The 17,270-nt window shown below is 71.7% G+C and carries 14 protein-coding genes and 1 pseudogene; 11 read left to right on the top strand and 4 right to left on the bottom strand.

Going from position 1 to position 17,270, the window contains the following annotated elements; all coding sequences use genetic code 11:
- Positions 1–154 precede the first annotated feature (154 nt).
- Positions 155–1,165: a multicopper oxidase domain-containing protein gene (locus ACZ4V1_RS14080; protein ID WP_468334322.1), complete on the bottom strand. Its 1,011-nt coding sequence runs from the start codon at positions 1,163–1,165 to the stop codon at positions 155–157.
- 209 nt (positions 1,166–1,374) lie between these two features.
- Between ACZ4V1_RS14080 and ACZ4V1_RS14075 the strand changes: the two genes are divergently transcribed.
- Positions 1,375–3,852 (top strand): ThuA domain-containing protein, encoded by a 2,478-nt coding sequence (locus ACZ4V1_RS14075; RefSeq protein WP_468334319.1) that lies wholly within the window; start codon positions 1,375–1,377, stop codon positions 3,850–3,852.
- A 14-nt stretch (positions 3,853–3,866) separates the two neighbouring features.
- Positions 3,867–6,056 (top strand): OmpL47-type beta-barrel domain-containing protein, encoded by a 2,190-nt coding sequence (locus tag ACZ4V1_RS14070; protein WP_468334316.1) that lies wholly within the window; start codon positions 3,867–3,869, stop codon positions 6,054–6,056.
- Position 6,057: 1 nt separating this feature from the next.
- On the opposite strand, the gene ligD is transcribed toward ACZ4V1_RS14070, so the two are convergent.
- Entirely contained in the window at positions 6,058–7,083 is a 1,026-nt protein-coding gene (gene ligD / locus ACZ4V1_RS14065; protein WP_468334314.1) for a non-homologous end-joining DNA ligase, read from the bottom strand.
- A gap of 225 nt (positions 7,084–7,308) precedes the next feature.
- Here ligD and ACZ4V1_RS14060 point away from each other — a divergent pair, with 225 nt between their 5' ends.
- Positions 7,309–8,376, top strand: coding sequence for an ATP-dependent DNA ligase (locus tag ACZ4V1_RS14060; protein WP_468334311.1), 1,068 nt, complete (start codon positions 7,309–7,311; stop codon positions 8,374–8,376).
- 39 nt (positions 8,377–8,415) lie between these two features.
- Here ACZ4V1_RS14060 and ACZ4V1_RS14055 read toward each other — a convergent pair whose 3' ends face one another.
- Complete coding sequence (locus ACZ4V1_RS14055) at positions 8,416–9,606, bottom strand: zinc-dependent alcohol dehydrogenase (RefSeq protein ID WP_468334308.1); 1,191 nt, start codon at positions 9,604–9,606, stop codon at positions 8,416–8,418.
- A gap of 210 nt (positions 9,607–9,816) precedes the next feature.
- On the opposite strand from ACZ4V1_RS14055, the gene ACZ4V1_RS14050 reads away from it, so the two are divergent.
- Positions 9,817–10,788 (top strand): DUF3048 domain-containing protein, encoded by a 972-nt coding sequence (locus tag ACZ4V1_RS14050; RefSeq protein WP_468334305.1) that lies wholly within the window; start codon positions 9,817–9,819, stop codon positions 10,786–10,788.
- Here the strand turns inward: ACZ4V1_RS14050 and ACZ4V1_RS14045 are convergent, their stop codons facing one another.
- On the bottom strand, positions 10,789–11,253 hold the full coding sequence (locus ACZ4V1_RS14045; RefSeq protein ID WP_468334302.1) for a MarR family winged helix-turn-helix transcriptional regulator: 465 nt from the start codon (positions 11,251–11,253) through the stop codon (positions 10,789–10,791). It abuts the gene before it with no gap.
- A gap of 223 nt (positions 11,254–11,476) precedes the next feature.
- Here ACZ4V1_RS14045 and ACZ4V1_RS14040 point away from each other — a divergent pair, with 223 nt between their 5' ends.
- The 7 genes and pseudogenes from ACZ4V1_RS14040 (at position 11,477) to pcaDC (ending at position 17,268) form a co-directional block, all read left to right on the top strand.
- A complete protein-coding gene (locus ACZ4V1_RS14040) occupies positions 11,477–12,232 on the top strand; it encodes a CoA transferase subunit A (RefSeq protein WP_468334299.1) in 756 nt (251 codons plus the stop codon).
- Positions 12,232–12,876 carry a 3-oxoacid CoA-transferase subunit B gene (locus tag ACZ4V1_RS14035; protein ID WP_468334296.1) on the top strand — a complete coding sequence of 215 codons (645 nt, stop codon included), beginning with the start codon at positions 12,232–12,234 and terminating at the stop codon, positions 12,874–12,876. The genes ACZ4V1_RS14040 and ACZ4V1_RS14035 overlap by 1 nt, the downstream gene beginning before the upstream one ends.
- A gap of 13 nt (positions 12,877–12,889) precedes the next feature.
- Positions 12,890–13,412, top strand: a pseudogene (locus tag ACZ4V1_RS14030) (thiolase family protein); the annotation flags it as partial.
- 18 nt (positions 13,413–13,430) lie between these two features.
- Positions 13,431–14,204, top strand: coding sequence for a protocatechuate 3,4-dioxygenase subunit beta (gene pcaH / locus ACZ4V1_RS14025; protein WP_468334293.1), 774 nt, complete (start codon positions 13,431–13,433; stop codon positions 14,202–14,204).
- 6 nt (positions 14,205–14,210) lie between these two features.
- Positions 14,211–14,816, top strand: a complete 606-nt coding sequence (pcaG, locus tag ACZ4V1_RS14020; protein ID WP_468334290.1) for a protocatechuate 3,4-dioxygenase subunit alpha — start codon at positions 14,211–14,213, stop codon at positions 14,814–14,816.
- A complete protein-coding gene (gene pcaB / locus ACZ4V1_RS14015; RefSeq protein WP_468334287.1) occupies positions 14,813–16,150 on the top strand; it encodes a 3-carboxy-cis,cis-muconate cycloisomerase in 1,338 nt (445 codons plus the stop codon). The genes pcaG and pcaB overlap by 4 nt, the downstream gene beginning before the upstream one ends.
- 2 nt (positions 16,151–16,152) lie before the next feature.
- Positions 16,153–17,268, top strand: coding sequence for a bifunctional 3-oxoadipate enol-lactonase/4-carboxymuconolactone decarboxylase PcaDC (pcaDC, locus tag ACZ4V1_RS14010; protein WP_468334284.1), 1,116 nt, complete (start codon positions 16,153–16,155; stop codon positions 17,266–17,268).
- Positions 17,269–17,270: the final 2 nt, after the last annotated feature.

The following is a 17,270-nucleotide window of genomic DNA, read 5'->3' as shown; positions in this document are numbered from 1 at the left end:
TCCGCCGCTCGGCGGTCGCGCGTCGCACCAGGGTCGCCGGCAGGACCGGTGCCGCGTCCATTCGAGCGGCTCCCGCATCGCCCGCTCCCCGCCACCCGGGTGAAGTCCCCCGCGCGCGGACGGGCTCACGGCGCCTGACCGGCTCTCCGTCCGCTCAGTGCTCGTGCGCGGGAGCCTCCTCCCCGGTCGCGGTCTCCTGTCCGTGCTCGTGGGCGTGCGGGTCGTATCCGGGGATCGTGCCGTCCGGTTTCTTCACCAGGAACAGCCCCACCATCCCCATGTCGGAGTGGCTCTGCACATGGCAGTGGTACATCCACGCCCCCGCACCCACCCCCTCCCCCGCGATGATCTGGAAGCCGAAGGAGTCCGCCGGTCCGGTGATCTTGTTGTCGACGACCCGGCTCGGGTCGTCGGGCCCGGTGAGCATGCCGGTGCGGTTGTCGGCCCAGCGGTGACCGTGCATGTGGAAGGTGTGGTAGTACTCGCCGTGCGTGATCATGACGATCTCGACGCGGTCACCCACGGTGGCCTCGAAGTCGGGCCCGGTGTGGGGCGCCCGGTTGTTGATGAGCATGTCGTTGAAGACGATCGTGTGCGTGGCGTCGGGCAGCACGTCGCCCTTGCGGCGCACGATCACCGGGCCGTACAGGCCCTTGCGGATACCGCCGGTGCCGTGTTCCGTGCCGACGACGTGGTCGTGGTAGTGCCAGTAGCCCGCGCTGCCCGCCCGCCAGGTGCCGTCGCCGCGGCGGCCGGGCTTGTGGGTGCGCCAGGTGTAGGTGCGGGTGCCGCCGGGCTCGACGTCGCTCTTGTTCATCTTCGTGCCGTCGCTGGAGATCTCGTAGTCCAGGCCGTGGACGTGCAGGCTGGCGCGCACGTCCATCGTGTTCGTGAACTCGATGTGCAGCGTGTCGCCCTCGTTGAGCTCGATCAGCGGGCCGGGCACGGACGCCTTGCCCTTCTCGAGGCCGTAGCCCATCTGCCCGTCGGGCAGCTTCTCGGCGTACATCCTGATGTGTCTCACCTCGCCCCCGGCCGGAGCCGTCCTCGCGGTGACTCCCTTGGCCGCCCCGGCCGCGCCGGCGGCCTCCGGAGCGATGGACAACGATGTCGCGGCTGCCGCGCCACCCAGCAGTACCCGTCGGTTGAAGCCTCGCCTGTCCATGCCGAACTCCCCACGCTGATAAGGAATTTGCGGAGACGCAGCCAATGGATCGACCCGATTGGCTTGATGAACCTGTGGGACGGTACCGGCTGTTGCCGCGTTTATCCACACTCAGGACAAAGTTCGTTCGATCCCGGTCATACCTATTGGCGAACCATGCAAAGAGGTCTAACTTCCTTGGCGCTGCTGCCGTGACCGAGGAGGTGCCCATGCCCTTGAGAGGGTTGAGCGCGAGAAGCAGAGGCTGGGCGGCGTTCGCGACCGCCGGTTTCGTCGCCGCGGGACTGCTGGCGGGCCCTGCCGCCAGCGCACGTCCGGCGCCGGATCCGTCTCTGACAACGATGTCGATCAAGTCGCCGCCGGGCGGCGCCAACGTACGTGTGCTGATCTTCTACGGATCCGCCGCGGCCGGGGACGAGTCCCCGGTGGTGAACGCGGGGATCGCCGCCATCGAGCGGATCGGGCTGTCCGGCCCGGCGAAGGAGCGCTTCCAGGTCGAGGTCACGGACAACGCCTCGGTGTTCACCAACGAGAAGAGGCTCGGCCGCTTCAACGCGGTCGTGTTCCTGACCGGCGGCGGCGACGTCCTGACACCTGCCCAGGAGGCGGGCCTGGAGGCGTACATGGAGGCCGGCGGCGGGTTCGTCGGCATCCACGACGCGGCCCGCGCGGAGCCGTACTCGGACTGGTTCACCGGTCTGGTCGGCGCCCGGCCGGCCGCTTCGAGCCCGGCGAAGGTCCAACGGGCCACCGTCGAGGTCGGTGACCGGCGCCATCCGGCCACCAAGGACCTGCCGGTGCAGTGGAAGCGGCCCGACCAGTGGATGAACTGGGTGGAGAACCCGTCCGGCGACGTGCACACCGTGGCCCGGGTGCGCGAGTCGACGTACCAGCCCGGCGCGAGCGCCAACGGCTGGGACCACCCGGTGAGCTGGTGCCGGGACTACGACGGCGGCCGGTCCTTCTACACCGGCATGGGCGGCACGGTGTCGTCGTACGACGAGACCGACTTCCGCGCCCATCTGCGCGGCGCCCTGATGTGGACGACGCGGCTGGCGCAGGCCGACTGCAAGGCGACCATCGATGGCAACTACAAGGCCGAACGGCTGACCGAGCCGAACCAGCCCGGCCGGAACGACCAGATCGGCGAACCGCACGGCCTGGTCACCGCGCCGGACGGCCGGGTGTTCTACATCGGCCGGGGCGGCGCGGACTCCTCCCAGCCCGTGGTCACCGACTGGAACGACCCGGACATCGGCAAGGGCAAGGGCGAGATCCACGTCTGGGATCCGGAGACCGACGAGGTCACGCTCGCCGGTGAACTGACCGTCTTCGGCAACAAGGGCGGCGGCGGCGAGCTGACCAAGGTCGAGGAGGGCCTGCTCGGCATCGAGCTGGACCCGGAGTTCGCGGAGAACGGCTGGGTGTACCTGCACTACACACCCCACTCCGAGATCAACCGCGAGACCCACATGGCCGAGCGGCGCGTCTCCCGCTTCACCCTCGACCAGGCGACCAACAGGCTGGACCTGGGCAGCGAGAAGGTGCTGCTGAAGTGGCCGGTGCAGATCCACAGCTGCTGCCACGCGGGCGGCGGGCTGGCCTGGGACTCCAAGGGCAACCTGTACATCGCGACCGGTGACAACAACTCCAGCGGATTCAGCGGCGGTTACTCGGGCAACAACCCGGAGCCGAACTTCAAGGGCGTGTCCTTCGCCGACGCGCGCCGCACCGCCGGCAACACCAACAACCTCAACGGCAAGATCCTGCGCATCCACCCGGAGCCGGACGGGACCTACACCCTCCCCGAGGGCAACCTCTTCACCGGGAAGGAGACCGCCGAGGGCGGCGGCAAGACGCGCGGCGAGATCTACGTGATGGGCGTCCGCAACCCGGCGCGCATCTCCGTCGACAAGAAGACCGACGTCCTCTACGCGGGCTGGGTCGGCCCGGACGCCGGCTCCCCGTCACCGACGTGGGGCCCGGCCAAGTACGACACGTTCGCCGCGATCACCGAGGCGGGCAACCGGGGCTGGCCGTACTGCATGGGCAACAAGCAGCCCTACCGGGACCGGAACCTGCCGGACCCCTCGAAGCCGCTGGGCTGGTACGACTGCGACGCCCCGAAGAACGAGTCGCCGAACAACGACGGCCTGGTCAACCTGCCGCCGGTGACCGGCAACAACATCTGGTACTCGCCGCAGGGCGGCGGCCCCGACTTCCCGCGCGACGAGAACGGCATCCCGTCGTACGAGCAGGACGAGGCCACCTACAAGCTGCCCTGGCTCAAGGGCGGCGGCCAGGCCGCGATGAACGGCCCGGTCTACCGCTACGACGCCGGCAGCACCAGCGGGACCAAGTGGCCCGCGTACTGGGACGGCAAGTGGTTCGTCGGTGACTTCTACGACGCCGACCAGCCGCGCAACGCGGTGCTGATGGACCCGAAGACGCAGGGCGACGGCGGTCTGCCGGTGCACTCGGAGTCCCTGAAGAAGATCGTGCCGGTAGGCAACGACGGCATCAGGAACCTGATGGGCTGGAAGTTCGGCCCGGACGGCGCGCTGTACGTCCTCGACTACGGCCGCGGCTTCTTCACGTCGGACTCCAAGTCGGCCCTGTGGCGGGTCACCTACGAGGGCGGTGGGCCCACGCCGGCCGCCGGACAGCTTGCGAGGGGGTCTGAGTGATACGCCAGCGAAGAATGTGGGCCGCCCTGCTGGCCGGCCTGCTGATGATGCTCGGTCTGCAGACGACGTCCGCGTCCGGGCAGCCCCGGGCGGGGAGCGGGGCCGTCGCCGCCGACCAGGTCCTCACCTGGACGGCCGGCGACGACATCACCAAGTACACGTCGGCGCCGGAGACGGCGGTGGCCGGTCCGGCCACGATCGTCTTCGAGAACAGTGAGGCGACCGGCAACACCACCGGCATGCCGCACACGCTGACGTTCGTGACCAGCGACCCCGAGTACAACAACGACGTCCAGCTGAACATCCTGGCCACCCCGGGCGACGACCAGGGCGGCAAGCACACCGCCGAGGTCACCCTCACCCCCGGCCGCTACCTCTACCACTGCACGATCCCCGGCCACGGGGAGATGAAGGGCGTGCTCGTGGTCACCGAGGGCGGTGGCGGCGAGGACACCACGGCGCCCGAGACGTCGGCGGAGGTCGGCGGTACGCAGAACGCCGACGGACAGTACGTCGGGTCCGCGAGCGTGACCCTCGCCGCCACCGACGAGGGCGGCACCGGCGTCGAGCGGATCGAGTACGCGATCGGTGCCGACGGTGCCTGGCAGCCGTACACCACGCCGGTCGTCGTCGACCAGGTCGGCGACCACACGGTCCGCTACCGCGCCTTCGACAAGGCGGGCAACGCCGCCGTGGAGAAGAGCGTCACGTTCACCGTGGTGGCCCCGCCGACGGACGACACGACCGCGCCGGAGACCTCGGCGACGGTCAGCGGTGAGAAGAACCCCGACGGCGCGTACATCGACATGGCGACGGTGACCGTCACCGCCTCCGACACCGGTTCCGGCGTCAACACCATCGAGTACGCGGTCGGTGACGGTGCCTGGCAGGCGTACACCGCGCCCGTGATGGTGCACGAGGCCGGCGAGCACACCGTGCGTTACCGCGCCACCGACAAGGCGGGCAACGTCGCGGCGGAGAAGAGCGTCGCCTTCACCGTCGTCGCCGCTCCGCCGCAGGACACCACCCCGCCGGTGACCGGCGCGACCGTGGAGGGCACCAAGAACTCCGACGGCGCGTACGTCGGCAGCGCCCAGGTGACCGTCAGCGCCGCCGACGAGGGCGGCTCCGGCGTGGCCGGCGTGGAGTACTCGCTCGACGCCGGGCCGTACCTCGCGTACACCGAGCCGGTGGTCGTCGACCGCGTCGGACGGCACACCGTGGCGTACCGGGCGAGCGACAAGGCGGGCAACACCTCCGCGCCGCTGACCGTGAGCTTCACGGTGGTGGCGGGCCAGGTTCCGCCGCCGCCCTGCCCGGAGTACGACGAGCGGCTGACGGTGATCGTCGGCACGGTCGACTCGGGGGTGCCGAACCGGGTCACGAACAACCGGTGCCGGATCAACGAGATGATCGAGGACGAGAAGGAGTGGACGTCCCAGGCGCTGTTCCTGAAGCACGTCCGGGAGGTCATGGACGCGCTCCTGGACGAGGGCGTCGTCGACCGGCGCGAGTACCGGGCGGTCAACAGGGCCGCCCGTCAGTCGAAGATCGGCAAGCCCGGCCAGACCGAGGGCTACCGCACGATCCTCGACGGCACCCGGGAGTCGTTCGCGAAGTGGGAGCAGGTCGGTGGTGGTTCGTTCGGGCTGAACGACGACGGCTCGATCACCTCCAGCACGAGCACACCGGGCATGGGCATGCTGTGGTTCCCCGAGCGCAAGTACGGGGACTTCTCGCTGAAGCTCCAGTGGCGGGACGACGCGGCCGGCACCGCGAACACCAACGGCGGTGTGTTCGTGCGCTTCCCGCAGGTCCACGACCACCCGGAGGAGTCCCGGCCGGAGTGGGTCGCCATCAAGTACGGACACGAGGTGCAGGTGTTCGACGGCCCGGCCGGCGACATGTACAAGTCGGGGTCGGTCTACGGCTTCGACCGGGTGGGCCTCGCCGGGGCCGGTGTGACGGAGAAGGGCACCTGGAACGACTACGAGATCCGCGTGGTCGACCAGCACTACTCCGTCTACCGCAACGGCGTGCTGATCAACGAGTTCGACAACATCGGCGGCCAGGACTTCTACCCCGCGCGCTCGGACGACCCGGGCACGGACGGGCGCCGGTTCGCCTCCGGCTACATCGGACTCCAGGTGCACGGCACGACGGACGTGGTCTCGTACCGGGACGTCCGGATCAAGGAGTTGTAGCTCAGCTCTCCTGAGGGCGCGGCTTCTTCGCGCGGCTCGGCTGTACCCGGCTGGGTTCCCCCGGCATCTTCGGATACTCGGGCGGGTACGGCAGATCACCGAGTCCGTGGTCGTGCTCGTCCTTCGTCGCCAGTTCCAGCAGGGCGTCGAGGGAGTACGCCTGATCGTCCATGCCCGCGTGCACGTCGCCGAGTTCGGCGAAGCGCGCGGGCATGGTCGTGATGTCGAAGTCCTGAGGGTGCGCGACGCCCACCTCGTCCCAGCGCAAGGGGGCGGAGACGGGGGCGTGCGGGCGGGGGCGCACCGAGTAGGCGGAGGCGATGGTGCGGTCCCGGGCGGTCTGGTTGTAGTCGATGAAGATCCGCTCGCCGCGCTCCTCCTTCCACCACTTGATGGTCACCCGGTCCGGCATCCGCCGTTCCATCTCACGTCCGACGGCGATGGCGGCCCGCCGGACCTGGGTGAAGGTCCAGCGCGGCTCGATCGGCACGAAGACGTGGATACCGCGTCCGCCGGAGGTCTTGGGCCAGCCGCGCAGTCCGCCGAACTCCTCGAGAACCGCGCGCAGTTCGTGGGCGGCGCGGGCGGCGTCGTCGTAGTCGGTGCCGGGCTGCGGGTCGAGGTCGATGCGCAGTTCGTCGGGGTGGTCGACGTCGTCGCGGCGCACCGGCCAGGGGTGGAAGGTGAGGGTGCCGTACTGCGCGGCCCACAGCACCGCGGCCTCCTCCGTGGGGCACATCTCGTCGGCGCTGCGCCCGCTGGGGAAGGTGATGTGCGCGGTGGGGATCCAGTCGGGCATGCCCTTGGGAGCGCGCTTCTGGTAGAACCACTCGCCGGTGACGCCGTCCGGGTAGCGCTGCAGGGTGGTGGGCCGGTCCCGCAGGGCGCGCAGGATGCCGGGGGCGACCGCCTGGTAGTACCGGGCCACGTCGAGCTTGGTGTAACCGTGCTCCGGGAAGAAGACCTTGCCCGGGCTGGACAGCCGCACGGTGCGTCCGCCCGCTTCCAGTTCCACCGCTTCCGCCATGCGAGCCACGGTAGGCGCACCGGGGCAAGCTCGCACATCAGGTCACGGCCGCCCGGGACCGTCCATGGAGGGACGTTCCCGAGCGGGTCCCCGCCCCCGCTTCCAGGACGACCTGGACCGTACCCGCGCCCGAACCGGAAGCGGGCGCGGACGGGGAAGCAGCAGAGCCTGATCACCCCGCAGGGCTGACAGGCGAGGACCACGGGCCGCTCATACAGTCGGACCATGGATCTGCCCGTGATGCCGCCCGTGAAGCCGATGCTCGCCAAGTCCGTGGCGAAGATCCCGCCGGGCATGCACTACGAGGCGAAGTGGGACGGTTTCCGGTCGATCGTGTTCCGCGACGGCTCCGAGGTCGAACTCGGCAGCCGCACGGGCAAGCCGCTGACCAGGTACTTCCCTGAACTGGTGCAGGCGGTGCGGGAGCGGTTGCCCGAGCGGTGCGTGGTGGACGGGGAGATCGTGATCGCGCGGGAGGGGCACCTGGACTTCGACGCGCTCACCGAGCGGATCCATCCGGCGGACTCCCGGGTGCGGATGCTGGCCGAGAAGACGCCGGCCTCACTCGTGGCCTTCGACCTGCTGGCGCTGGACGGCGAGTCGCTGCTCGACGTGCCTCTGGCCGGCCGGCGGGCGCTGCTGGTCGAGACGCTGTCCGGGGTCGCGCCGCCCGTGCACGTGGCACCGGCCACCGACGACATCGAGGTGGCCCGGCGGTGGTTCGAGCAGTACGAGGGGGCGGGGCTCGACGGTGTCGTCGCCAAACCGCTCGACCTGCGGTACCGCCAGGACGAGCGGGCCATGTACAAGATCAAGCACGAGCGGACGGCGGACGTGGTCGTCGCCGGGTACCGCCTGCACAAGAGCGGTCCCGTGGTCGGCTCCCTGCTGCTCGGCCTCTACGACGGCAAGGGCGCCCTCCAGCACGTGGGCGTGAGCGCCGCCTTCACCATGAAGCGGCGCGCCGAGCTGGTGGAGGAGCTGGAGCCGCTGCGCATGGACGACGTCCGGGGCCACCCGTGGGCGGCCTGGGCCGAGGAGTCGGCACACGAGTCGGCCCGGCTGCCCGGCGCCCCCAGCCGGTGGTCCGGCAAGAAGGACCTGTCCTGGGTACCGCTCAGGCCGGAGCGGGTCGTCGAGGTGGCGTACGACCACATGGAGAACGGGGCACGCTTCCGGCACACGGCCCGCTTCCGTCGCTGGCGGCCGGACCGGACACCGGAGAGCTGCACTTACGCCCAGCTGGAGGAGCCGGTCCGGTACGACCTGGCGGAGATCCTCGGCGGCCCCTGAGGCCAGACCGGGACCGGGACCGGCCGGACGGCGGGCGGATCAGGGCTTCATGAGCACCTTGACCGCGCCCTCCTGCTTCTTCTGGAACATCTCGTACGCGTGCGGCGCGTCCGTCAGCGGCACCCGGTGCGTCGCGAAGTCGTCGACGCCGAGCGGGTCCTCGTCCGTCAGGTAGGGGATGATCTCGTCGCTCCAGCGGCGTACGTTCGCCTGTCCCATCCGCATCTGGATCTGCTTGTCGAACAGGGTGAGCATCGGCATGGGATCGGCATGGCCGCCGTACACACCGACGAGCGAGAGCGTGCCGCCGCGCCGCACCAGGTCGATGGCGGTGTAGAGGGCCGCGAGCCGGTCGACGCTGAACCGCTCGGCCAGCGGACCGCCGATGGCCCGGGGCATCACCGCGGCCGCCTGCTGGATCAGTTTGGCGGCGGCGCCGCCGTGTGCCTCGGTACCGACCGCGTCGATCACGGCGTCCGGGCCACGGCCGTCGGTCTCGTCCTGGATCGCGGCGACCAGTTCCTTCTCGCCGTCGAAGGACCTGAGGTCGTACGTCACCACGCCCCGCTCACGGGCCCGCCGCAGCCGCTCCGGCACCAGGTCCACGCCGAACACCTGTCCGGCGCCCTTGGCCTGGGCGACCCGACAGGCCATGTCGCCGATCGGGCCGAGGCCGAGCACGGCGACGCTGCCGCCCTGCGGGACGTCGGCGTAGGCGACCGCCTGCCAGGCGGTGGGCAGGACGTCGGAGAGGTAGACGAAGCGGTCGTCGGCGGGGCCCTCCGGCACCTTGATCGGGCCGTACTGGGCTTGCGGCACGCGCAGGTACTCGGCCTGGCCCCCGGGCACCGCGCCGTACAGGCGGGTGTAGCCGAACAGCTGGGCGCCCATGCCCTCGCCGGTGACCTGGGTGGTCTCGCACTGGGTCGGCAGCCCGGTGCCGCACATGAAGCAGTGGCCGCACGCGATCTGGAACGGCACCACGACCCGGTCGCCGGGCTTGAGCCCGGTCACCTCGGGGCCCACCTCCTCCACGATGCCCATGGGCTCGTGGCCGAGGATGTCGCCCGGTGTCATGAACGGCGTGAGCACCTCGTACAGGTGCAGGTCGGAGCCGCACAGACCGGAGGACGTGACGCGGATGACCGCGTCCGTCGGTTCCTGGATCCCCGGATCGGGCACGTCCTCCACCCGCACGTCCCGTTTACCCTGCCACGTCACTGCCTTCATCGCCTCGCGCTCCCTCCGTCGCCCGTGCGCGTCGGTCTTGCGTGGCGGCCGGGTACCCGGGGCTCTCGCCACCGAACCGCCGCCGGTTTCGTCCGAACAGCGGATCATGTGCCCCGTTCCGCGTGCCGTATCAGATTCGGTCACGTATGGCACTAAATGCTTTAACAAGCGCACAATCGATGACACAAGATGGGCGGACTGGTGGTCGGAATGCGACGAGGGACGCGCAGGCGGCGGGGTGCCGCGCTGCTGACCGCGGCGGTGGCGGTCGCGCTGGCCGCGGGCTGCACGGCGGAAACCGGCGGGAAGGGCGACGGGCGAGCACCACGGCCGGAGCCGACGCACAGTGCGAGCAGCTCCGGCTCCGTGCTCGCCGTGAAGGTCGACAACGTGCGGGCGGCCCGGCCGCAGACGGGCCTGGGCGCCGCGGACGTCGTCTTCACGGAGCCGGTGGAGGCCGGGCTGAGCCGCCTCATGGCGGTCTACGCGACCGAGCTGCCCGAGTCGGTCGGCCCGGTGCGCAGTGCCCGTGAGTCCGACCTGGAGCTGCTGCGCCAGTTCGACCGGCCCACGCTCGCGTTCTCCGGCGCGCAGAGCAAGCTGCTGCCGCTCATCGACGAGGCCCCGCTGCGCGCGGAGCCGCCGGGTGAGGGGTCCGACGCCTACGTCCGCGACGACGACCGGCCCGCCCCGCACAACCTCTACGTGCGGCCCGGCCGGCTGCTTCCCGGGCCGGCCGGCGCCGACGCCCTGACCACGGGCTTCCACTACGGCGAGGCTCCCGACGGAGGCCGGTCGGTGTCCTCGCGCACGGTGCGCTACCCGTCGGCGTCCTTCACCTTCGCCTGGTCCGAGAGCCGTGACCGCTGGCTGCTCGCCATGGACGGCACCCCCGCCCGGACGGCCGACGGCGAGCGCCTGGCACCGGCGACGGTCGTCGTGCAGCACGTGAACGTGCGCGCGTCGGACTTCGGCGACTTCCGCGGCAACAACTCGCCGTACGTCGAGTCGGTGGGCTCCGGGCAGGCGGAGGTGCTGCGCGACGGGCGCTCGTACGAGGCGGTCTGGAAGCGCGGCGCGGACGCGGACGGCACGTCGTTCAGCACCGCGGACGGCACGGCGCTGAACTTCGCCGAGGGCCAGGTGTGGGTGGTGTTCGTCGATACGGCGAAGGCGCCCTGATCAGCCCGGGGACACCGCGGGCTCGGCCGGGTTGCGGAGCCCTTCGGCGGCGTCCGCGACCCGGCGGATCAGATCGAAGAAGACCGCCTGCTCGCCGGCGGAGAGCGGGGCGAGGAAGACCTGGTTCATCCTGGCGGTGCGCACGGTCAGCCTGCGGTGGACGCGCAGGCCGTCGTCGGTCGCGCGCAGCAGGAAACGACGGCCGTCCTGCGGGTCGCGGACCTTGTCCAGCAGCCCGCGGCGGCCGAGTCGGCTGATCACCTCGGCGATGGTGGACCGGTCGAGCCCCACGCGCTCCCCCACCGTGCGCTGGTCCAGACCCGGCTCGGCGACCAGCGCGTTGAGGACCGCGAACTGCGGCGAGGTGGTCTCCTCCGAGACCATCGTGTTCCACAGCAGGTAGTGCGCCTGCTGCAGCCGCCGGGCCAGGTGCCCGGGATGGGTGGTCAGGTCGACCGCGGCCATGTGCGCTCCCGAGATGACTTTTTGTTGGTGCGCTGACGATACATCGGCGGCGCACCGCCCGTCCGTCCATGCGTTGAGTGATTCACCTCCCGGTTTCCTGAGCCTTGACGCTCCGGCCGACCGGTGGCAGCGTGTGGGCCATCTCGCTGAAATACTCAGTGCCCTGACTAATTCGCCATACAGTCCGCGATCCTGGGCGCTTGGAAGAGATGGGGCTTCTCGGATGGACAAGGTGGTGGCCACGGCCGGGGAGGCAGTGGCCGACGTGCCGGACGGCGCATCGCTGGCGGTGGGTGGTTTCGGGCTGAGCGGTGTGCCGAACGTGCTGATCCAGGCGCTGTACGAGCGCGGGACCGGCGGACTGTCGGTGGTCTCGAACAACTGCGGGGCGATGGACTCCGGGCTGGCGGTTCTGCTGGCCGCGGGGCGGATCGCCCGGGTGACCGGGTCCTACATCGGGGCGAACAAGGAGTTCGCCCGGCAGTACCTGGGCGGGGAGCTGGAGGTGGAGATGATCCCGCAGGGCACGCTGGCCGAGCGGCTGCGGGCCGGCGGGGCCGGCATCCCGGCCTTCTACACGCCGGCCGGCGTCGGCACACAGGTCGCCGACGGCGGGCTGCCGTGGCGCTACGACGGCTCCGGCGGGGTCGCGCTGGCCTCGCCACCGAAGGAGGTCCGCGAGTTCGACGGGACGGAGTACGTGCTGGAGCGCGGCATCCGCACCGACTTCGCGCTCGTGCGGGCGGCCAGGGGGGACCGGCACGGGAACCTGGTGTTCAGCAAGTCGTCGCGGAACTTCAACCCGCTGGCGGCCATGGCCGGCCGGGTGGCGGTCGCCGAGGTGGAGGAACTGGTCGAGCCCGGCGGGATGGATCCGGACGCCGTGCATCTGCCGGGGATCTTCGTGCAGCGGGTGGTGGCGCTGACGGCGGAGCAGGCGGCGGACAAGAGGATCGAGCGGCGGACGGTGAGTTCCTGATGGCCTGGACGCGTGCACAGATGGCCGCGCGGGCGGCCCGGGAGCTGAGGGACGGCCAGTACGTCAACCTCGGCATCGGCCTGCCCACCCTGATCCCGAACCACCTCCCGGAGGGTGTGGAGGTGACCCTGGAGTCCGAGAACGGGATCCTGGGCACCGGCCGGTATCCCACCGAAGGCGAGGTGGACCCCGATCTGATCAACGCCGGCAAGGAGACCGTGACGGTCCTGCCGGGCGCCTCCTTCTTCGACTCGGCGCTCTCCTTCGGCATGATCCGGGGCGGGCACATCGACGTCGCGGTGCTCGGCGCCATGCAGGTCTCCGCCGCCGGCGACCTGGCCAACTGGGCCGTCCCGGGCAAGATGATCACCGGGATCGGCGGGGCGATGGACCTGGTCCACGGCGCCCGCACCGTCATCGTGGTGATGACCCACACCGCCAAGGACGGCAGCCCGAAGATCCTCCAGGAGTGCGCGCTGCCGCTCACCGGCAAGGCGTGCGTGAACCGGGTCGTCACCGACCTCGGTGTCCTCGGCGTCACCGGCGACGGCCTGGTCCTGGCCGAGACCGCGCCCGGGGTGAGCGTCGACGAGATCACCGCCAAGACCGATGCCAAGCTCGTCGTCGCGGAGGGACTCGAGTGAGGGACGTCTACGTCGTCCGACCGCCTCATTCGAGGCGATGGCGCGGCTCAAGCCGTCCTTCCGCGCCACCGGCGGAACCGTGACCGCCGGAAACGCCTCGCCGCTCAACGACGGCGCCGCGGCCCTCCTCCTCGTGGACGAGGAGGGGCTCGAGGCCACCGGCCGCGAACCCCTCGCCCGGATCTCCGCCACCGGCGTCTCGGCGACCGACCCGCACTACTTCGGCCTCGCCCCCGTCGAAGCCGTCAACCGCGCCCGCCAAGGCCGGCAAGACCTTCGCGGAGCTGGACGTCCTCGAACTCAACGAGGCCTTCGCGGCCCAGGCGCTGGGCTGCGTGGCCGAGTGGCCCGAGTTCGACCCCGCGATCCTCAACCCCCAGGGCGGAGCCATCGCGCTGGGCCACCCCCTGGGCGCCTCCGGTGCCCGCCTGGCCGGCACCGTCGCCCACCAGCTCGCCCGCCAGGGCGGCGGCACCGGCGTCGCCACCCTCTGCATCGGCGTCGGCCAGGGCCTCGCCCTGGTCCTCGACCGTTAGACACCCACGGGAACCCTGATGACTCTCACCCAGCACGACATCGACGCGGAGATCGCGGCCGAGCACGCCGCGTACGAGAAGCGGGTCGCCGACGGCGGGCCCGTCGAGCACCACCCGCGCCGCGACTACGCCCCGTACCGCTCCTCGGTGCTGCGCCACCCCGAGCAGCCACCGGTCGCCATCGACGTCACCAAGGACCCGGAGCTGGTGGAGCTGTCCTCTCCCGCCTTCGGGGAGCGGGACGTCACCGAGACCGACAACGACCTGACCCGGCAGCACACCGGGGAGCCGATCGGCGAGCGCATCACGGTCTCCGGCCGCCTCCTCGACCGGAACGGCAAGCCCGTGCGCGGCCAGCTCGTGGAGATCTGGCAGGCCAACTCGGCCGGCCGCTACGCCCACCAGCGCGAGCAGCACGACGCGCCGCTGGACCCGAACTTCACCGGCGTGGGCCGCACCCTCTGCGACGACGACGGCTTCTACCGCTTCACCACCGTCCAGCCGGGCCCGTATCCGTGGCGCAACCACGTCAACGCCTGGCGTCCCGCGCACATCCACTTCTCGGTGTTCGGCTCGGCGTTCACCCAGCGGCTCGTGACGCAGATGTACTTCCCGAACGACCCGCTGTTCCCGTACGACCCGATCCTGCAGTCCGTGACGGACGACGCCGCCCGGCAGCGGCTGATCGCGACGTACGACCACAGCCTGTCCGTGCCCGAGTTCTCGCTCGGCTACCACTGGGACATCGTGCTCGACGGCCCGGACGCCACCTGGATCGAAGAAGGACGCTGACCAGCCATGACGAAGACCGACACCGGCAGCCCCGAGAACGTGCCGCCCACGCCGTCGCACACGGTCGGCCCGTTCTACGGGTACGCGCTGCCCTTCCGCGGCGGCGAGGACATCGCGCCCACCGGGCATCCGGACACGATCACCGTGCACGGGTACGTGTACGACGGCGAGGGCACCCCGTTGCCGGACGCGCTCGTGGAGCTGTGGGGGCCGGGCCCGGACGGCGAACTGCCGACGGCCGACGGCTCGATGCGGCGCGACCCGGCCTCCGGCGGCTTCCTCGGCCGCAACGGCGTGGAGTTCACCGGCTTCGGCCGCATCCAGACCGACGCGAACGGCCACTGGTACGCGCGGACGCTGCGCCCCGGGGCACGGGGGAACAGCGCGCCCTACGTCAGCGTGTGCCTGTTCGCGCGCGGGCTGCTGGTGCACCTGTTCACCCGGATCTACCTGCCGGGCGACGACGCGGTGCTCGCCGCGGACCCGCTGCTGTCCCGGGTGGCCGCGGAGCGCCGCGACACGCTGATCGCGTCCAACGAGGGTGACGGGACGTACCGTTTCGACATCCGCCTTCAGGGCGAAGGCGAGACGGTCTTTCTGGAGTTCCAGTGACATCACCTCCCGAGGCCCGCGACACGGGCCTGCTCGCCCCCGGGTGGGCCGGCTCCCCGGCCGCCGAGGCGACCGACGACCGCGCCGTCCTGCGGGCGCTGCTGGACGCGGAGGCGGCCCTGACCCGGGCTCAGGCCGGGCTGGGTCTCGCCCCCGCCGAGGCGGCGAGCGCGGTGACCGGGGCCGCGGAGCCGGCCCGCTTCGACCCGCGCGCCCTGGCCGAGCGCGCCCGGGGCGGCGGCAACCCGGTCATCCCCCTGGTGGCCGACCTGACGCAGGCGGTCGGCGAGGAGTACGGCCCGTACGTCCACCGGGGCGCGACCAGCCAGGACATCCTGGACTCGGCGACGATGCTGGTCGCCGCCCGCACGCTGGACGTGCTGCTCCCCGACCTCGCCCGCACCGAACGGGCGCTGGCCCGGCTGGCCGCCGAGCACCGTGACACGGCGATGCCGGGCCGGACCCTCACCCAGCACGCCGTGCCGACGACCTTCGGGCTGAAGGCGGCCGGCTGGCGCACGCTGGTCCTCGACGCGCGGGACCGGGTCGCCGCCGTGCGCGACACGCTGCCCGCCCAGCTCGGCGGCGCGGCGGGCACCCTGGCCGCCTTCGGGGCCTACGGCGCGACGGACCCGGTCGCGCTGCCCGCGGCGTACGCCCGTGAACTCGGGCTGCGAGCACCTCTGCTGCCCTGGCACACCCTGCGCACCCCGGTCGCCGACCTGGCCGGGTGTCTCTCCTTCGCCGCCGGGGCCCTCGGGAAGATCGCCGCGGACGTGCTGACGCTCTCTCGCACCGAGATCGGCGAGCTCGCCGAGGGCAGCGGCGGCGGATCGTCGGCGATGCCGCACAAGGCCAATCCCGTACGTTCCACCCTGATCGCGGCGGCCGCCCGGCGCGCCCCGCAGCTCGCGGCCACGCTGTACGGCTCGCTGGTCGCCGGGGACGAGCGGCCCGCCGGGGCCTGGCACGCCGAGTGGGAGCCGCTGCGGGACCTGCTGCGGCTGACCGGCGGCGCCGCCCGGGACGCCGCCGAACTGGCCGAGGGGCTGCGCGTACGCCCGGACGCCATGCGTGCGCATCTCGGCCTCACGCACGGGCTGATCGTGTCCGAGCGGCTCTCCGCGGAGCTGGCGCCGGTGCTCGGACGGGCCCGCGCCAAGGCGCTGCTCACCGAGCTGGCCCAGCGGGCCTGTGCCGAGGACCGCTCTCTGGGCGAACTGCTCGCCGGCGTACCGGAGTTGTCCGGTATCGATCTGGACGCCCTGACGGACCCCGTCCGGTACACCGGCTCCGCCGGAGCCCTGACCGACCGCGCTCTGGAGCGACGTTGACCATGCTCAACCATCTGACCGAAGGTCCCGCCTCCGCTCCCCCGCTGCTGCTCGGGCCCTCACTGGGCACCTCGTACGCCCTGTGGGGCAAGGTGGCGCCCGAGCTGTCCATCGGGCACCGGGTCATCCGCTGGGACCTGCCCGGGCACGGGGGTTCGGCGGCGGAGCTGATCGGGCCGGGCGCCACCGTCGGCGACCTCGCCGGCCTGGTGCTCGAGCTCGCCGACTCACTGGGGGTGGATCGATTCGCCTACGCCGGGGTGTCGCTGGGCGGCGCGGTGGGCCTGTATCTGGCCGTGCACCATCCAAAGCGGGTCTCCTCGCTGGCCGTCGTCTGCTCGTCGGCGCATTTCAACGGCGCGAAGGCGTGGGAGGAGCGGGCCGCGGCGGTGCGCGCGGAGGGGCTGGCGAAGCTCGCGGCGAGTGCGGACGAGCGGTGGTTCACGCCCGGTTTCACCGTGCCGGAGCTGGTCCGGGACCACCGGGACGCCGATCCGGGGGCGTACGCCGCCTGCTGTGACGCGCTGGCCGCGTTCGACCTGCGGGACCGGCTCGGCGAGATCGCCGCGCCGACGCTGCTGATCGCGGGCCGGGAGGACCCGGCGACGCCGCCCGCGCATCTGCGGGAGATCGCCGACGCGGTGCCGGGTGCTGCGCTCACCGAGCTGCCGGGGGCCTCGCACCTGGCGCCGGCGGAGCGGCCCGAGGCGGTGCTGACCGCACTGCGGGCGCACTTCGACGGCGGCGCCGGGCGGGGCATGGCCGTACGGCGCGAGGTGCTCGGGGACGCGCACGTGGACCGGGCGCAGGGGCGGCAGACCCCGTTCACCGCCCGCTTCCAGGACTTCATCTCGCGCTACGCGTGGGGCGAGATCTGGACGGACGAGACCCTCTCGCGCCGCGAACGCAGCATGATCACACTGACCGCGCTGGTCGCGCACGGCCACTACGAGGAGCTGGGCATGCATGTGCGGGCGGCGCGGCGCAACGGCCTGACGCCGGACGAGATCGGCGCGGTGCTGCTTCAGACGGCGGTGTACTGCGGGGTGCCGGCGGCGAACTCGGCGTTCGCGGCGGCCCAGCGGGTGCTGGCCGAGGAGGACGGCAGCACCCGCTGACC

It is taken from the genome of Streptomyces sp. NPDC028991 (assembly GCF_055564775.1).
Note: the sequence above shows the minus strand (reverse complement) of the source record. Positions and strands in the feature narration are given on the sequence as shown.